This window comes from Sulfitobacter sp. CW3, assembly GCF_019392245.1.
Taxonomy (GTDB): Bacteria; Pseudomonadota; Alphaproteobacteria; order Rhodobacterales; family Rhodobacteraceae; genus Sulfitobacter.
Window position 1 is genome coordinate 1 of the sequence record NZ_JAHXRL010000006.1, and the last position, 15,580, is coordinate 15,580.

Below are 15,580 nucleotides of genomic sequence, written 5' to 3' on the forward strand. Positions count from 1 at the left end.
GTCGACTGGTACATGAGCGGCAAGATCGAGATCGACCCGATGATCACCCACAAACTGACATTGGACGAAATCAACCACGGCTTCGAGCTGATGCACCAAGGCAAATCAATCCGCGCCGTCGTGGAGTTTTGATCTAAACCACAACGACGCAAGCTACGGCACCGCTCCCGATGGGGGCGGTGTTTTTCGTTGGTGGTGTTCCATCCTTTTGGCGCAACGTTGACGCAAAGATATCTTTTGCTTCTACTGACTTCGATATTACCTGAATGGCTTATGTCATACTCAACCGCTCTATACGCCCCGGGAGGCCGTCCATGAAATTGACCGTAAATGGGAAAACGCACGAGGTTGATGTCGAAGACGACATGCCGCTGCTGTGGGTTCTACGAGACGAGCTGGGAATAACGGGCCCGAAATACGGCTGCGGCATTGCGCAATGCGGGGCCTGTACCGTCCACGAGGACGGGGTCGCTGTGCGGTCGTGCCAATTGGCGGCGGGCGATGTGGTGGGCGAAATCACCACCATCGAAGGGCTGGGAACGCCGAACACCTTGCACGCGGTGCAGGAGGCATGGATTGATTTGCAGGTTGCGCAATGCGGATACTGTCAGGCTGGCCAGATCATGCAGGCCGCATCGTTTCTGGATCTGAATTCGGAACCCACCGACGATCAGATCGATGCCGCAATGAGCGGAAATTTATGCCGCTGCGGAAGCTATCCGCGGATACGTGAGGCGGTGAAATCCGCAGCAACCAAGCTGAGAAGGGTCTGAGATGGGGCGCGTAAAAACCATTGCCCGTCGTAGTTTCCTGATCGGCTCGGCCGCCATTGCAGGCGGCGTTGCCTTTGGCACCTATCTTTATAAACGCGAGGGCGAGAACCCGTTGCTTGCCGATCTCAAGCCCGGCGAAACCGCGATCACACCTTACGTCAAGATTGACGCCCAAGGGATTACCCTGATCACCCCGCGTGCCGATGTGGGGCAGGGCGCATGGTCAATGCAAGCGCATATGATCGCCGAAGAGCTGGACATTGACCCTGCAACTGCGATCCTGTCGTCGGGGCCTGCCAGTGCAATCTACTACAACGGCGTTGTCGGGGCCGAAGCGATGCCGATTGCCGCCACATCTGACACAATACTGGCCCGCACGGGGCGCGGTGCTGCGGATGTTATGGGCAAATTGATGGGTCTGCACATTACCGGTGGGTCATCGACGGTGCCGGATATGTATGACCGTCTGCGCATGGCAGGGGCCGTCGCGCGCGAAACCCTGATCCGCGCCGCGATGAAGCAAACCGGCCTGCCGCGCAATCAGCTCAGCACGGAAAACGGCTGCGTTGTGCTGCCGGACGGGCTGAAGATCGAATATCTTGATCTCGCGGTTGCTGCGGCAGACATCAAACCGGTTCAGGACGTGACCCTGCGCGATCCGTCGCAATGGCGTTATCTGACCAAGCCGCAAAAGCGTACGGATATGGTGGCCAAATCAACAGGTACGCTGACCTATGGCATCGATATGGTGATGGACGGCATGGTCTATGCCACCACTCGAACCAACCCCGCGATTGGCGGTGGGATCATCGGCTTTGACGCCGAAGCGGCGCAAACGATGCGCGGTGTTCGCGATGTGTTGCCGATCAGCGGCGGCATTGCCGTGGTGGCCGATAACACGTGGCGGGCGTTTCAGGCGGCGCAGGCCGTTGAATGTGACTGGGGCCCGTCGCCTTATATTGGCAACACGGACGAACAGTTTGACGCGGTTGCCAATTCAATGACCGACGATCACCAAGACAGCCGCTTCAAGGATGAAGGTGACGTAACTGCCGCCCTCGATGGCGCTAAGGTGATCGAGGCCGAGTACCGCATTCCCTATCTGGCGCATGCGCCGCTGGAACCCCTGAGCGTTGTCGTGAAGATGACGGACACCCGGTTGGACATCTGGACCGGCACGCAAATCCCGCGTTTCGTGCAGGCCAACATGGCCAAGCTGACTGGCTTGGATGCGGATAATATCCACGTGCATGTCATCATGTCGGGCGGCAGTTTCGGCCGCAGGCTCGAGGATGATTACATCGCCCAAGCTGTCGAAATCGCGATGCAACTGCCCGATACACCGATCAAGATGATCTGGCAGCGCGAAGAAGACTTTACCCATGATTTCCCCCGCCCGCTGGCCATGGCCCGTGCAAAGGGTGCGGTGAAATTCGGCGCGCTGGACGTTTTTGATCTGTCGATCGCGGCACCGTCCGTGGCGGAATCCTCGCTTGCGCGGTTGGGCCAGCCTGCGATTGGCCCTGATGTGGCGATTGTGGCGGGCGCGTGGGATCAGCCGTTTGCCATCCCCAATTATCGCGTCACGGGATACCGCACACCGGCGATGGTGCCGATCAGCTCTTGGCGGTCCGTCGGGGCATCCGGCAACGGGTTCCTACACGAGAGTTTCATGGACGAGCTGTGCCATGTCGCTGGCGTTGACCCGCTGAAAGAACGGTTGCGGCTATGCTGGCACGATCCCTCGCGCAAGGTGCTCGAGGCCGTGGGCGAGATGTCGGATTGGGGCAGCGACCTTGGTCCGAACCGGGGGCGGGGGCTGGCATTCACGCTTGCGTTCGGCGTGCCCGTCGCCGAGGTGGTCGAGGTCACCAGCACGGATGACGGTATCCGCATCGACAAGGTGTTCGTCGCCGCCGATGTGGGCCGCGTGCTGGACCACATGAACTTTGAGGCACAGGTCCAAGGCGGGGTTATCTTTGGTCTGGGGCACGCGATGAACTGCGAACTGACCTATCAAGATGGCGTTGCCGAGCAGGATAATTTTCACGCCTACGAGGGGATGCGTCTGTATCAAACACCCCAGATCATCGTGCGCGGACTTGAGAACGGGGACAAGATCAGGGGGATCGGCGAACCGGCAGTTCCGCCCGCCGCACCGGCGTTGGCGAATGCGATTTTTGCGGCGACCGGCCAGCGGATCCGCGAATTGCCCCTGTCCAAATCGATTGATTTCGTTTGAGGGGCCTCGTTCTTGCAGTGCTGATCGCCGGGCCAGTGACGGCCCAAGATGCCCCGACCAAGGCACAAGGGCTGGCTGCATGGGATGACATCTATGCGGTCACCTCGCATCCGCGCTGCACGAATTGCCACGTGGGGGCGGGCGGCATTCCGATGTGGAACGGCCTGACCTATGGCGCGGATGCGGTTCATGGCATGCGGGTGCAAGCGGGCGAAAACCGCGTAGGGGCGGAAACAATGCCGTGCCGCACCTGTCATATCGGCGTGGCATCGGCCAACGCGATACCCCATGCACCGCCAATGATCGACGACGCGTGGCGACTGCCTCCACCTGAACTGGCGTGGTTGGACAAATCCAGCGAAGACATCTGCGAGCAATTGCGCGACCCCGAAACCAATGACGGTTTTACGATGGATGAATTGGCCACCCATCTTGAAACGTCGGCCTTCGTGGCATGGGGCTTTGACCCTGGTGCTGGGCGCAGTGTCCCGCCGATTGGTTTGGATGAAATGGTCGTCGCGTTAAACTTGTGGGCCGCCGCTGGCACGCCTTGCGCAAGCGATCCGTAGCGTAGCAAAACCCCTTGACCTAACGCGATGCTGATTGTTCGGTAGGTCATGGACATTTTGCACATCACCCGCCCCGCCGCCGTCACTGGTCTTTATGACATTCCCATGCCGTCCGTGGATGCGCAGGCCGCGCAAACGCTGGTCGCACGCTGCCCGGTTGCGGGGGAAACCCCGCTTGTTCAGGCCGAAGCTTTGGCCGTCGAGGCTGGCGTGGCCGAGCTGTGGGTCAAAGATGAACGGGGCCGTATGGGGCTGGGCAGTTTCAAGGCGTTGGGGGCGGCATATGTCATTGCGTGCGACAAGGAACGCGGCGATCATCGCGGGCGCACCTATGTCACGGCCAGTGCTGGCAATCATGGCATGTCCGTGGCCGCAGGGGCGCATGCCTTTGGCGCGAAATCTGTGGTGTATATCTCTGAAACCGTCCCCGAAAGCTTTGCCGCGCGGCTGGCCGATCAGGGCGCGCACGTGGTCCGCGAGGGGGCAACATACGAGGATAGCATGGCCGCAGCGCAAGCCGCCGCAGACGCGAACGGCTGGGCGCTTTTGTCCGATAGTTCGTGGCCCGGATATACCGAACGCCCGCACCGCCTGATGGAGGGCTATCTGGTCTTGATGGCCGAGACGATTGCCCAAATGTCGACCCCGCCCACGCATATATTCTTGCAGGCTGGTGTCGGCGGTCTGGCGGGGGCGTGCGCCGCATTGGCGCGGCAGGCATGGGGTGGCGCGCCGCGTATCATCGTGGTCGAACCCGATGCTGCCGCGGCCTTGCACGGATCAATCAAGGCGGGTGCCCCGACTGAGAGCACCGGACCGGTCAGCGACATGGGGCGACTGGACTGCAAAATGCCATCGCTGATCGCGCTGAAAGGGCTGGCGCGGGATGCCGATGCATTCGCCCTGATATCCGAGGGCGAAGGACAAGCCGGTGCAGGGGCGGCGATGGTTGCCGGACTTCCGTCCAGCCCGTCGGGTGCCGCAGGGATCGCTGGCCTGTTGGCACTGTCGGATGCGCAAAAGGACGATCTGGGGATCACCGCAGCATCGGTTGTCCTGACGGTGCTTAGCGAAGGTCCGGCGATCTGATGCGTGGGTTTGCGCAAAGCGAATACGAACTTCGGCTGGCCCGCGCGCAAAAGCTGATGGCCGCCCATGACCTGTCTGCAATGCTGCTGACGACCGAGGCTGAAATCAGGTATTTCACCGGATTTCTGACGCGGTTTTGGGAAAGCCCGTCACGGGCGTGGTATCTGGTGGTGCCTGCCACGGGCAAACCGGTTGCGGTGATACCGTCGATTGGTGCGGCGCTCATGGCCCAGACATGGGTGGATGACATCCGCACATGGCGCGCGCCCGATCCTGCCGATGACGGCATCAGCCTGTTGGCCGATACCCTGAACGAAATCGCAGGCACAGGCCGCATTGGCATTCCGTCTGGCCCTGAAACATATTTGCGCATTCCTCAATCCGACTGGGGTTGGATCAAGTCTGGGACATTCGGACAGTTTGTGCCCGATAGCGGGATCACGGCCCGTTTACGGGCGGTCAAATCCGACGCGGAGATTTCCAAGATCGAAACCGCCTGCACCATTGCGGGGCGGGCCTTTGCCCGTGTGCCGCAAATCGCGGCGCAAGGCCGGGCGCTGTCCGCGGTCTTTCGCGACTTTCAACGGCTGCTGCTTGAGGAAGGGGCCGATTGGGTGCCCTATCTGGCCGGCGGCGCGGATCGCGATGGTTATGGGGATGTGATTTCCCCCGCAGCAGACAGGCCATTGGCGCAGGGCGATGTGTTGATGCTGGATACGGGCGCGGTGTTTGACGGCTATTTCTGCGACTATGACCGGAATTTCGCCATCGGGCCTGCTTCGGCGATTGCGCGCGATGCCCATGCGCGGTTGATTGATGCGGTGAATGCGGCTGCGGATATTGCCCGCCCGGGCACAACAGCAGCAGAGCTGTTCCATGCGATGGACAAGGTCGTGACCGGCGGGGCAGGTGGATCGGACGCGGGGCGTCTGGGGCATGGGCTGGGCATGCAACTGACCGAAGGCATGTCGCTGATCGCCGCTGACCCGACTGTGCTGGTCGCCGGAATGGTTCTGACGCTTGAGCCGGGGATTGATACGGTTGACGGTCGCATCATGGTGCACGAGGAAAACATCGTGATCACGCCGGACGGCTGCCGGTTCCTAAGCCCGCGTGCGGGCCCCGACATGGTGGTGATCGAATGAGCTATCCCTATCAATCGGTCCCGACGTTACCTCCGGCGCTTGGTTTGATCGTCTTGCAGGCCGACGAAACGCTTGAGGGGGACATGCGCACGATGATGCCACTGGAAACCGCGTTTTACGTCAGCCGTGTGCCCAGTGGCGATGCCGTGACCACGGATACTTTGGCTGAAATGGCCGCGCATTTAAGCCGCGCGGCAGGGCTGCTGCCCCATGCGGCCCGTTTTGCCAGCATCGGCTATGGGTGCACGTCCGGGGCTGCCGAAATCGGGCCTGAACGCGTGGCTGGGTTGATCCGCGCGGGGGCAGACAGCCCGCATGTGACCAATCCGCTGAGCGCGCTGATCGCGGCGTGTCAGCATCTGGGGGTGACACGGCTGGGGCTTTTGTCGCCCTATGTCGCGCAAGTGTCTGCCAAATTGCGCGATGCCCTTGGTCGCGACGGCATTGAAACGCCGGTTTTCGGCAGCTTTGACGAGGCAGAGGAAGCCAAAGTCGTGCGCATCGACGCCGCATCCATTGTCGCAGCGGCGGTCGATCTGGCGTCGCAGGGCGGGACAGAGGCGGTTTTTCTAAGCTGCACCAATCTGCGCACGCTGAATGTGATTGACCGGATCGAACGCGAAACCGGGCTGCCGTGTCTTTCCAGCAATCAGGTTTTGGCGTGGCATATGGCGCAGGCCGCAGGGATCACCGCACTGATACCGGGGCGCTTGGGGCAATCTGAGGCCACGGTGCCCTAGGCCCACGCCTGCACCGACAAAACTAAAAATTGATCTATTTGCGAAAATTGAAGGCCATTCGGGGCATTGATCCACTTGACGATGGTCATGTGTTGGCATACCTCAGACGTCGTTGAGCGGGCGTTGTGTAATGGTTAAGACCTCAGTTTTCCAAACTGAAGATGAGGGTTCGATTCCCTCCGCCCGCTCCAACAGATTATTCCCTTAAATTCAGACTGCTATGATTTGCCGCAAGCGGTGACCCTTTGTCGGGCTTGACCCCATGCGCGGTGCAGGCGATGACACAAGTGTTTGAAAAGGAATTCTGATGGCCCGCACGCCCACGCCCGCACCCGCGCATGAAGAGCGCGAAAAATCCAAGCAGCTTGGCGCTTTGCGTGCCCTTGCCCCTTTTGTGCGGCCTTATCGCGGCCTGATGATTGCGGCGGTTCTGGCGTTGATCACCACGGCGATGATTTCGCTGATGCTGCCACTGGCCGTGCGCCGGGTGATTGATAACTTTGGCAGCGGCGAACAATTGCTGGATCAGTATTTCATCGCCGCCTTGATTATTGCCGCGTTTTTGGCAATCGGGACGGGGCTGCGCTATGCGCTGGTCACGCGGTTTGGCGAACGGGTGGTCGCGGATATTCGCAAGGCCGTGTTCGACCGCGTTATCGGGATGAGCCCGTCGTTTTACGAACGCATCATGACCGGAGAGGTTCTGAGCCGGATCACCACCGATACCACGCTTATTCTGTCCGTGATCGGATCGTCGGTATCCATCGCGCTGCGCAATATGCTGATTTTCAGCGGCGGGTTGATCTTGATGCTGTTTACCTCGGCCAAGCTGACCGGGATGGTGTTGTTGCTGGTTCCGGCCGTGATCGTGCCGATCCTTGTGCTGGGGCGCAAGTTGCGTGTGATCAGCCGCGAAAACCAGGATTGGATCGCGGCCAGTTCGGGCAATGCGTCGGAAAGCCTAAGTGCTGTGCAGACCGTACAGGCCTTTACCCACGAGGCCGCAAGCCGCGCGCAATTCGCGCAAATGACCGAAGCGTCCTATGATGCGGCGCGTCGCCGGATCAAGACGCGGGCGTTGATGACGGTCATCGTGATCTTTTTGGTCTTTGCCGGTGTTGTTGGGGTGTTGTGGATGGGCGCGCGGGATGTGCGGGCGGGCGATATGACGCCCGGTGCGTTGGTTCAATTCGTGATCTACGCGGTGATGGTGGCCGGCGGCGTGGCGGCATTGTCGGAAATCTGGGGCGAATTGCAGCGTGCAGCCGGCGCGACCGAGCGTCTGGTGGAGCTGCTGCAAACCAACGACGACGTACACGATCCGGACACGTCAGCCGAATTGCCCAACCCGGTGGCGGGGCGCATCGTTTTTGAAGATGTGCAATTTTCCTATCCTGCGCGCCCGGGTGTGCAAGCGCTGGATGGCATCAACCTGACAATCAATCCCGGCGAAACCGTTGCCTTTGTCGGCCCGTCGGGGGCAGGTAAGACAACGATCATCCAGATGATCCTGCGGTTCTATGACCCGCAATCGGGGCGGATCACCCTAGATGGGATCGATCTGCGTGATGTGGCGCGCGACGCATTCCGGCGCTCGGTCGCACTTGTGCCGCAAGATCCGGTTATCTTTGCCACCTCGGCGCGCGAGAACATCCGCTTTGGGCGGCTGGACGCGACGGATGCCGAAATCATCGCAGCAGCCGAAGCGGCGGCAGCACATCAGTTCATCAGCGAACTGCCCGATGGCTATGACAGTTATCTGGGCGAACGCGGTGTGATGTTGTCGGGCGGGCAAAAACAACGCATCGCCATTGCGCGGGCAATCTTGCGGGATGCACCTGTGTTGCTGTTGGACGAAGCCACCAGCGCGCTGGACGCGGAAAGCGAACGCGCTGTGCAGCATGCGGTCGATCAACTTAGCGCAGATCGCACGACATTGATCGTCGCGCACCGCTTGGCGACTGTCAAAAAGGCGGACCGTATCGTGGTGCTGGAAGCGGGGCGGATTGTCGACACGGGCACCCATGATGAGCTGGTCGAGCAAGGCGGGCTGTATGCGCGTTTGGCACGGTTGCAGTTCACCGACGGCATTGCTGCTGAATAAAACGCTTGTCTATCTCTGCCTAAGGTGGAAACTATCAGGCGCAAATAAAACCACAGGGAGATGATCATGGGTTTATGGAGTTTCGTTAAAGACGCCGGTAAAAAAGTATTCGGCGGCGACGAGAAAGAAGTTACAGGCGCGGCCTTGCAGGACGAATTGAAAGAACTGGGCCTTGATGCCGAAGGTCTGGACATTCAGGTTGATGGCGACAAAGTTACCGTTTCAGGCAAAGCCGTCAGTCAAGAGATGAAAGAAAAAGTCATTCTGGCCGTCGGCAACGTCGAAGGTGTTGCAGCCGTCGAAGAAGACATGAGCGGCGGTGACGGCGATGGTACGTTCCACACCGTTGAAAAGGGCGACACGCTTTGGGGTATCTCGGCCAAGACCCTTGGCAATGGCGCACGCTACGAAGAGATTTTCGAGGCCAACCGCCCGATGTTGACGCACCCAGACAAAATCTATCCGGGTCAAATGCTGCGTATTCCAGCAAAATAATCACGGCGCGGCCCCAAGCGGGCACGCCAAATCACACGATTATCAAGAGCGGCAGATCACTTCTGCTGCTCTTTTTGCATTTTGCATGGTGAAACTAGGCTGACGCCACGTTCAAAGTCCTCTCAGGCGCTTGCGAATTCTGCATTTAGCTATCATCCTGAGCAACGGGGAATAAATGAATGCGGGCAAACCGCACCATAGGGAGGACTATTATGTCATTTGCCGGAGTCGAAGACCGTAATGCAATCGAGGCAGAAATGCCGTGGGCAGACCGGGACGTCGCCAAAACCATGTGGGGCTTGCTGAGCAATACGGCGGGCAAGTTCCCAAATCACAATGCAATCAGCTATCAGTTGTTTTCCGGCCCGAAAGATTACGCCGAAACAATGACGTGGTCGCAGCTGCACGCGCAGGTCGGGCGGACAGCGAACCTGTTCCGGTCCTTGGGTATCGGACCGACCGATGTGGTGGCCTATGTGCTGCCAAACTGTAACGAGACGGTTATCACCTTGCTGGGCGGCGCGGTCGCAGGGATCGCGAACCCTATCAACCCGCTGCTAGAAGCAGAACAGATCGGCGCAATCCTGCGCGAAACCAACGCCAAGGTTGTCGTGACTTTGCGGCCCTTCCCGAAAACCGATGTGGCACAGAAAACCGCCGAGGCGGTTGCGTTGGCACCAAACGTGAAACATGTGCTTGAGGTGGACCTGTGCCGCTATCTGACCGCGCCGAAGTCGTGGATCGTTCCATTGATCCGGCCCAAGCAGACGGCCAGCAATCAAGCGACCTATCATAATTTCAACGCCGAGATCGCCAAACAGCCCGCTGAGCTGACCTTTGATGATCCGCAAGAAGACCGGGTGGCGTTCTATTTCCACACGGGCGGCACCACGGGCATGCCCAAGGTCGCGCAGCACAAATATTCCGGCATGGTCTATAACGGCTGGATTGGTCACACGCTGTTGTACACCGAAGACGACAACATCATGTGTCCGCTGCCGTTGTTCCACGTATTCGCCTGCCACGTGATCCTGATGGCTGCGGTGACATCTGGCGCGCATGTCGTGTTCCCGACACCCCAAGGGTATCGCGGCGATGGCGTGTTTGATAACTTCTGGAAGCTGGTCGAACGCTGGAAAATCACCTTTATCATTACCGTGCCCACCGCAATTTCGGCCAAGATGCAGCGCCCGGTTGATGCTGATATCTCGACCGTGAAAACCGCGTTTTCGGGGTCTGCGCCTTTGCCGTTGGAACTGTTCCGCCGCTTTGAAAAGGCCACGGGCATCACCCTGATCGAAGGCTACGGCCTGACCGAAGCAACCTGTCTGGTGTCGTCGAACCCGACCGATGGCGTGCGCAAGGTTGGCAGCATCGGGATCACCTTCCCCTATACGGATGTGAAGATTATCAAGGGCACCAATGACGGACCTGTCGAGGCCAAGATAGACGAGATCGGTGAGATATGTATCTCGAACCCCGGCATCTATGCGGGCAACACCTATACCGAAGCGGAAAAGAACAAAGACCTGTACTATTTCGACAAATACCTGCGTACAGGCGATTTGGGCCGCATCGACGAAGACAAGTATCTGTGGATCACGGGTCGCGCCAAAGACCTGATTATCCGTGGTGGTCACAACATCGACCCCGCAGAAATCGAAGAAGCGTTGCTGGGTCACGAGGCCGTCGCCTTTGCCGGTGCGATCGGCCAGCCTGATGCGCACGCAGGCGAAGTACCTTGCGCCTTTGTTGAACTGGTCGGCGGTGCATCGGTAACCGAGCAAGAGCTGATGGACTTCTGCAAGGACAAGGTTCAGGAACGCGCGGCACAGCCCAAGCACATGACGATCATGCCCGAACTGCCCAAAACGGCTGTTGGCAAGATCTTCAAGCCTGATCTGCGCAAAATGGCGATCACCCGCATCTTTAATGAATCGCTTGAGGCCGCCGGGTTACCCGCACGCGTCGCCTCTGTGGTGGATGATAAAAAACGCGGTTTGGTGGCACAGGTCACCATGAACGGCGCGTCCGAGGCCGATGTCGGTAAAACGCTGAATGCGTTCACCTTTGGCTGGGAAGCTGCATGAACCAACCCGACTATGGCGTTTTGCTGGACGATGAAATCTGGGCCTATATGCGGCGATCAGATGAATTCTATCCACCTGACGCGGTCGGGCTGACAATCGAGGACCAGCGCGCAGTCTATAACAAGATGTGCGCTGCTTTTCACCAAACCCACCCCGACGGGGTACAAACATGGGACGTTACCTTTGGTGGCGTCCCATGTCGCCGTTACGAGGTGGGCGCATCCGATATCACCGTCATCTATTACCACGGCGGCGGTTTTGTTGTGGGCGGGTTGGATAGCCATGATGACGTCTGCGCCGAGATTTGCGCAGGCACCGGATACCGCGTGATTTCGGTCGATTACCGCTTGGCCCCCGAAGTGATTTTTCCCGGTTGTTTTAATGATGCCTACGGTGCGTTCGAGGCCATCGCTGCGGGCCACCCCGGTGACATTGTACTGGCCGGGGATAGCGCGGGTGGCAACCTTGCTGCCGCTGTCGCCCATTATGCCCGTGGCCGCGTTGACGGACGTATCAAGGGGCAGGTGCTGATCTATCCGGGGCTTGGCGGGGACCGGACGCGGGGCAGCTATGTCCGCCACGCCAATGCGCCCCAACTGACGGTCGCAGATATGGAATTCTATCAGCAGGTCCGTTCAGGTGGGGAGCCGCCCAAGGGCGATCCGCGATATGCGCCCCTACACGATACGGATTTCACCGGCCTGCCGCCCAGCGTCATGATCACGGCCGAATGTGATCCGCTGTCCAGCGACGGCGAAACCTATCGCGATGCCGTTCTGGCCGCAGGCGGTCAGGCGATTTGGGTCGAAGAGCCGGGGCTGGTGCATGGCTATCTGCGTGCACGTGTGATGTCGCAAAAGGCGGCGGTCAGCTTTGATCGCATCCTACGCGCGATTTCAGCGTTGGGGGCAGGGGATTGGCCTGCCGAACTGTCCTAGCTTAGAAACGATTTTGCCTTCATGGTATCGGCCACAGGTGCGCCCAGACGTCCCAAAATCGTCGGCGCAAGCTGCAACTGGTCGATCACTGTATCCTCGGACGGGCCTTGGGCGTCGCCAAAGTAATATAGCGCTGTTTCCTGCTGCAACGGGCTGCGCCCGCCGTGGTGGCCACGCTCGTCCTGCCCGTGATCGGCGGTCACGATGACCTCGTAGCCCATGGCGCGCCAGCGTGGGATAAAGGGGGCCAGCATCTCGTCCATCACCGCGCAGGCGTGATCCATTTCCTGACAATCGTGAAAGAAACGGTGCCCCATGCTGTCGAGCGTGCAGGTGTGCAGCATCCCGTAATTCAGGTCGAACCTGTGGGCCAGATTGGTCAGGGTGCCGAAGAGATCGACATCAGACGGGGTCATCTGGTTGATCAACCCATAGCCGGTCATGGTGTGAAAACGGCCGTGGTTGATCGTGTCGCTGTCAGGCTCGTCATATTCGATGTCGCGGACATAGTCGAAAGGATGGCGGTTAAAGAACTCTGACCAAAAGGAATGGGCGACAGCGCCTGTCACACCACCAGCCGCGCGGGTTTGGGCAAAGACGTCCTTGTGTTTCAGGCGGAAAACATTGCCATTGCCAGTACAGCCATGCTGGGCCGGGGCCACGCCGGTGTGGATCGACGCATAGCACGAGGCCGAGATGGACGGCAGCACAGCACGCTGCGTCCAGACGCGGGCATCACCGCTGTCCACCCAGCCTTCGAGGTTGCCAAACAAGCGGCGGAAATTGCGGTAGGGGACACCGTCAAGGATGATCAATAGCAGTTTGTTCGTCATGGCCTGATCCTACATCAGCGGAGAGAGACGGAAAATTTCAAATTTTCCGAGCCGGATTTTTTCAAAAAATCCGTTCCCCTCAATTCCCGGCGCTTTCCATACGGCGGTGTTCGATCGTTTCTTCCAGCCAGCCAATTTTCATCTCGGGAACCGAGCTAAGAAGCAGATCGGTATAATCATCAAAGGGCGGTGCCAGCACCTGGCTTTTCGGCCCATAGCGCACAACCTTGCCTTGGTACATCACAGCGATGCTGTCGGCGATAGCACGCACCGTTGCCAGATCGTGGGTGATGAACAGATAGGCGACGTCTTCGATCTTTTGCAAGTTCAGCAACAGCTTGAGAATGCCATCCGCCACCAGCGGATCAAGCGCCGACGTGACCTCGTCGCAGATGATCAGCTTGGGCTTGGCGGCAAGGGCGCGCGCGATACACACCCGTTGCTTTTGACCGCCCGACAGTTCCGCGGGATAGCGGTCTTGGAAACCGTCGCCCAACTCGATCTCGTCAAGCAATTCTTGAATGCGCTTTTGCTTGGCTTTGCCTTTAAGGCCAAAATAAAACTCCAGCGGGCGACCGATGATCGTGCCCACGGTCTGGCGCGGGTTCATGGCAGTGTCGGCCATCTGATAGATCATTTGCATTTCGCGCAGGTCTTCGATGGGGCGCGTTGCCAAGTCAGGGCTCAACACCCGCCCGTCAAAGGTGATCTGCCCGTCACTGGGCGGCAGCAATCCGGTGATCACGCGGGCCAGTGTCGATTTGCCGGAACCGGATTCACCAACAATAGCCAGGGTTTGGCCGGAGTGTATATCGACGTTGATGTTTTTCAACACGTCGAAATTCGTACCCTTATAGCGCGCCGTCACGTTCTCGACCCGCAGCACGGGGGTGTCTGTCGGGGTCTTTTCTTCGTGGTTGATCGACCGCACGGAAACCAGCGCTTTGGTGTAGTCTTCTTTGGGGTTGTTGATGATCTGATCAACGGTGCCGTATTCGACCATATCGCCCTGTTGCAACACCATGATGTGGTCGCTGACCTGCGCCACAACGGCAAGGTCGTGGGTGATGTACAACGCGGCAACACCTGTTGCGGCAATCGCTTCCTTGATCGCGGCCAGCACGTCGATTTGCGTGGTGACGTCCAGCGCCGTTGTGGGTTCGTCGAATACCACCAGATCGGGTTCGGGGCAAAGCGCCAGCGCCGTCATGCAGCGTTGCAGCTGACCACCAGACACCTGATGCGGATAGCGGTTGCCGATGTTCTCGGGGTCGGGCAGGCCCAGCTTGGCAAACAGCTCGACCGCGCGGGCTTCGGCTTCGGCTTTGCTGAATTTGTTCTGGAAGATGGCGGCCTCGGTGACCTGTTCCATGATCTTTTTGGCAGGGTTGAACGATGCCGCTGCGGATTGCGAAACATAGGTCACTTCGGCACCGCGCAAACGCCGCAGGCTGCGCAGGTTTTCCTTGAGGATATCGCGCCCGTTGACCCAGACTTCGCCGCCCGTAATCTCTACGCCGCCACGGCCGTAAGCCATTGCAGCCAGACCGATGGTGGATTTACCGGCACCGGATTCACCAATCAGGCCCAGTACTTTGCCAGCTTCCAGATCAAAATCCACACCGTGCACGATTTTGATCGCGACGGGCTTTTCGCCGGGGGGATAGGCCGTCGCGCCGATTTTCAGCCCGCGTACCTTAAGCAGTGGTTCGGTCATCCCCGGCCCCCTTTCAGCGATGTGGTGCGGTTCAGGATCCAATCCGCAACAAGGTTGATCGAGATGCACAAGGTGGCAATTGCATAGGCAGGATAAAGTGCTGCCTGAATGCCGTAGTTGATGCCTTCTTTGTTCTCTTTCACGATGCCGCCCCAATCCGCTTGGGGTGGTTGAACGCCCAAACCAAGGAACGACAGGGTCGAGACGAACAGAACCGCAAAGATAAAGCGCAGTCCCATTTCCGCGACCAGCGGTGACAGCGCGTTTGGCAGGGTCTCGCGGAAAATGATCCAGCCGATTTTCTCGCCGCGCAGGCGGGCGGCTTCGACGTAATCCATCACGGTGATATCCACGGCGACGGCGCGGGCCAGTCGGTAAACGCGGGTGCTGTCGAGCAGGCCCATCAGGATGATCAGGATCGGCACGGTGGTCGGCATGACCGACAAGACGACCAGCGCAAAGATCAGCGATGGGATCGACATGATCAGATCAACAAAGCGCGACAGCACCTGATCGACCCAACCGCCGGACACAGCTGCAAAGAAACCCATGATTGATCCCAGCGTAAAGCTGAGGATGGTCGCAGCGGTGGCGATAAAGATTGTGGTCTGCCCACCATAAATCATCCGGCTTAGCAGGTCGCGGCCGATGCTGTCGGTGCCAAGCAGGAACTCGGACGACGAGGGTTCCCAGACATCGCCCACGATTTCAGCCATGCCGTAGGGGGCGATCCAAGGGGCAAAGATTGCCATGAGGAAATAGATGCCGGTAAAGAACAGGCCGATCATTGCGGATATTGGGATGTTCTTCATGGGCGAAACCCTTTCGATGACAGGGTTCTAAAG

At 59.1% G+C, this 15,580-nt stretch carries 13 protein-coding genes, 1 tRNA gene and 1 pseudogene; 12 read left to right on the plus strand and 3 right to left on the minus strand.

What is annotated here, in order from left to right:
• The 12 genes and pseudogenes from KZZ06_RS14010 to KZZ06_RS14065 form a co-directional block, all read left to right on the plus strand.
• Positions 1 to 132, plus strand: a pseudogene (locus tag KZZ06_RS14010) (S-(hydroxymethyl)glutathione dehydrogenase); the annotation flags it as partial.
• 182 nt (positions 133 to 314) lie between these two features.
• On the plus strand, positions 315 to 773 hold the full coding sequence (locus tag KZZ06_RS14015) for a (2Fe-2S)-binding protein (protein WP_219580750.1): 459 nt from the start codon (positions 315 to 317) through the stop codon (positions 771 to 773).
• Between the two features lies 1 nt (position 774).
• Positions 775 to 3,015: a xanthine dehydrogenase family protein molybdopterin-binding subunit gene (locus tag KZZ06_RS14020; protein ID WP_219580751.1), complete on the plus strand. Its 2,241-nt coding sequence runs from the start codon at positions 775 to 777 to the stop codon at positions 3,013 to 3,015.
• Positions 3,012 to 3,584 carry a hypothetical protein gene (locus KZZ06_RS14025; RefSeq protein WP_219580752.1) on the plus strand — a complete coding sequence of 191 codons (573 nt, stop codon included), beginning with the start codon at positions 3,012 to 3,014 and terminating at the stop codon, positions 3,582 to 3,584. The genes KZZ06_RS14020 and KZZ06_RS14025 overlap by 4 nt, the downstream gene beginning before the upstream one ends.
• A gap of 48 nt (positions 3,585 to 3,632) precedes the next feature.
• A complete protein-coding gene (locus KZZ06_RS14030) occupies positions 3,633 to 4,673 on the plus strand; it encodes a pyridoxal-phosphate dependent enzyme (protein WP_219580753.1) in 1,041 nt (346 codons plus the stop codon).
• Positions 4,673 to 5,818, plus strand: coding sequence for a Xaa-Pro peptidase family protein (locus tag KZZ06_RS14035; protein WP_219580754.1), 1,146 nt, complete (start codon positions 4,673 to 4,675; stop codon positions 5,816 to 5,818). Before KZZ06_RS14030 ends, KZZ06_RS14035 begins: the two co-directional genes overlap by 1 nt.
• Positions 5,815 to 6,558, plus strand: a complete 744-nt coding sequence (locus KZZ06_RS14040; protein WP_219580755.1) for an aspartate/glutamate racemase family protein — start codon at positions 5,815 to 5,817, stop codon at positions 6,556 to 6,558. The genes KZZ06_RS14035 and KZZ06_RS14040 overlap by 4 nt, the downstream gene beginning before the upstream one ends.
• A gap of 116 nt (positions 6,559 to 6,674) precedes the next feature.
• A tRNA-Gly gene (locus KZZ06_RS14045) sits at positions 6,675 to 6,749 on the plus strand.
• A gap of 116 nt (positions 6,750 to 6,865) precedes the next feature.
• Complete coding sequence (locus KZZ06_RS14050; protein WP_219580756.1) at positions 6,866 to 8,662, plus strand: ABC transporter transmembrane domain-containing protein; 1,797 nt, start codon at positions 6,866 to 6,868, stop codon at positions 8,660 to 8,662.
• A 66-nt stretch (positions 8,663 to 8,728) separates the two neighbouring features.
• Entirely contained in the window at positions 8,729 to 9,157 is a 429-nt protein-coding gene (gene lysM, locus KZZ06_RS14055) for a peptidoglycan-binding protein LysM (RefSeq protein WP_219580757.1), read from the plus strand.
• Between the two features lie 212 nt (positions 9,158 to 9,369).
• The gene (locus KZZ06_RS14060; protein WP_219580758.1) at positions 9,370 to 11,247 is read left to right on the plus strand and encodes an acyl-CoA synthetase; all 1,878 of its coding nucleotides are present in this window, start codon (positions 9,370 to 9,372) and stop codon (positions 11,245 to 11,247) included.
• Positions 11,244 to 12,185, plus strand: coding sequence for an alpha/beta hydrolase (locus KZZ06_RS14065; RefSeq protein WP_219580759.1), 942 nt, complete (start codon positions 11,244 to 11,246; stop codon positions 12,183 to 12,185). The genes KZZ06_RS14060 and KZZ06_RS14065 overlap by 4 nt, the downstream gene beginning before the upstream one ends.
• On the opposite strand, the gene KZZ06_RS14070 is transcribed toward KZZ06_RS14065, so the two are convergent.
• From KZZ06_RS14070 to KZZ06_RS14080, 3 genes are all read right to left on the minus strand, one after another.
• Positions 12,182 to 13,018 (minus strand): alkaline phosphatase family protein, encoded by an 837-nt coding sequence (locus KZZ06_RS14070; protein ID WP_219580760.1) that lies wholly within the window; start codon positions 13,016 to 13,018, stop codon positions 12,182 to 12,184. The genes KZZ06_RS14065 and KZZ06_RS14070 overlap by 4 nt on opposite strands.
• A gap of 79 nt (positions 13,019 to 13,097) precedes the next feature.
• Complete coding sequence (locus KZZ06_RS14075) at positions 13,098 to 14,735, minus strand: ABC transporter ATP-binding protein (RefSeq protein WP_219580761.1); 1,638 nt, start codon at positions 14,733 to 14,735, stop codon at positions 13,098 to 13,100.
• Entirely contained in the window at positions 14,732 to 15,547 is an 816-nt protein-coding gene (locus KZZ06_RS14080; protein WP_219580762.1) for an ABC transporter permease, read from the minus strand. The genes KZZ06_RS14075 and KZZ06_RS14080 overlap by 4 nt, the downstream gene beginning before the upstream one ends.
• Positions 15,548 to 15,580 lie beyond the last annotated feature (33 nt).

Excerpts from the sequence above, each read along its gene's own strand:
- KZZ06_RS14075 (WP_219580761.1), bottom strand. The coding sequence starts at position 14,735 with ATGACCGAACCACTGCTTAAGGTACGCGGGCTGAAAATCGGCGCGACG.
- KZZ06_RS14050 (WP_219580756.1), top strand. The coding sequence starts at position 6,866 with ATGGCCCGCACGCCCACGCCCGCACCCGCGCATGAAGAGCGCGAAAAA.
- KZZ06_RS14035 (WP_219580754.1), top strand. The coding sequence starts at position 4,673 with ATGCGTGGGTTTGCGCAAAGCGAATACGAACTTCGGCTGGCCCGCGCG.
- lysM (WP_219580757.1), top strand. The coding sequence starts at position 8,729 with ATGGGTTTATGGAGTTTCGTTAAAGACGCCGGTAAAAAAGTATTCGGC.
- KZZ06_RS14080 (WP_219580762.1), bottom strand. The coding sequence starts at position 15,547 with ATGAAGAACATCCCAATATCCGCAATGATCGGCCTGTTCTTTACCGGC.
- KZZ06_RS14020 (WP_219580751.1), top strand. The coding sequence starts at position 775 with ATGGGGCGCGTAAAAACCATTGCCCGTCGTAGTTTCCTGATCGGCTCG.
- KZZ06_RS14070 (WP_219580760.1), bottom strand. The coding sequence starts at position 13,018 with ATGACGAACAAACTGCTATTGATCATCCTTGACGGTGTCCCCTACCGC.
- KZZ06_RS14065 (WP_219580759.1), top strand. The coding sequence starts at position 11,244 with ATGAACCAACCCGACTATGGCGTTTTGCTGGACGATGAAATCTGGGCC.
- KZZ06_RS14015 (WP_219580750.1), top strand. The coding sequence starts at position 315 with ATGAAATTGACCGTAAATGGGAAAACGCACGAGGTTGATGTCGAAGAC.
- KZZ06_RS14030 (WP_219580753.1), top strand. The coding sequence starts at position 3,633 with ATGGACATTTTGCACATCACCCGCCCCGCCGCCGTCACTGGTCTTTAT.
- KZZ06_RS14040 (WP_219580755.1), top strand. The coding sequence starts at position 5,815 with ATGAGCTATCCCTATCAATCGGTCCCGACGTTACCTCCGGCGCTTGGT.
- KZZ06_RS14060 (WP_219580758.1), top strand. The coding sequence starts at position 9,370 with ATGTCATTTGCCGGAGTCGAAGACCGTAATGCAATCGAGGCAGAAATG.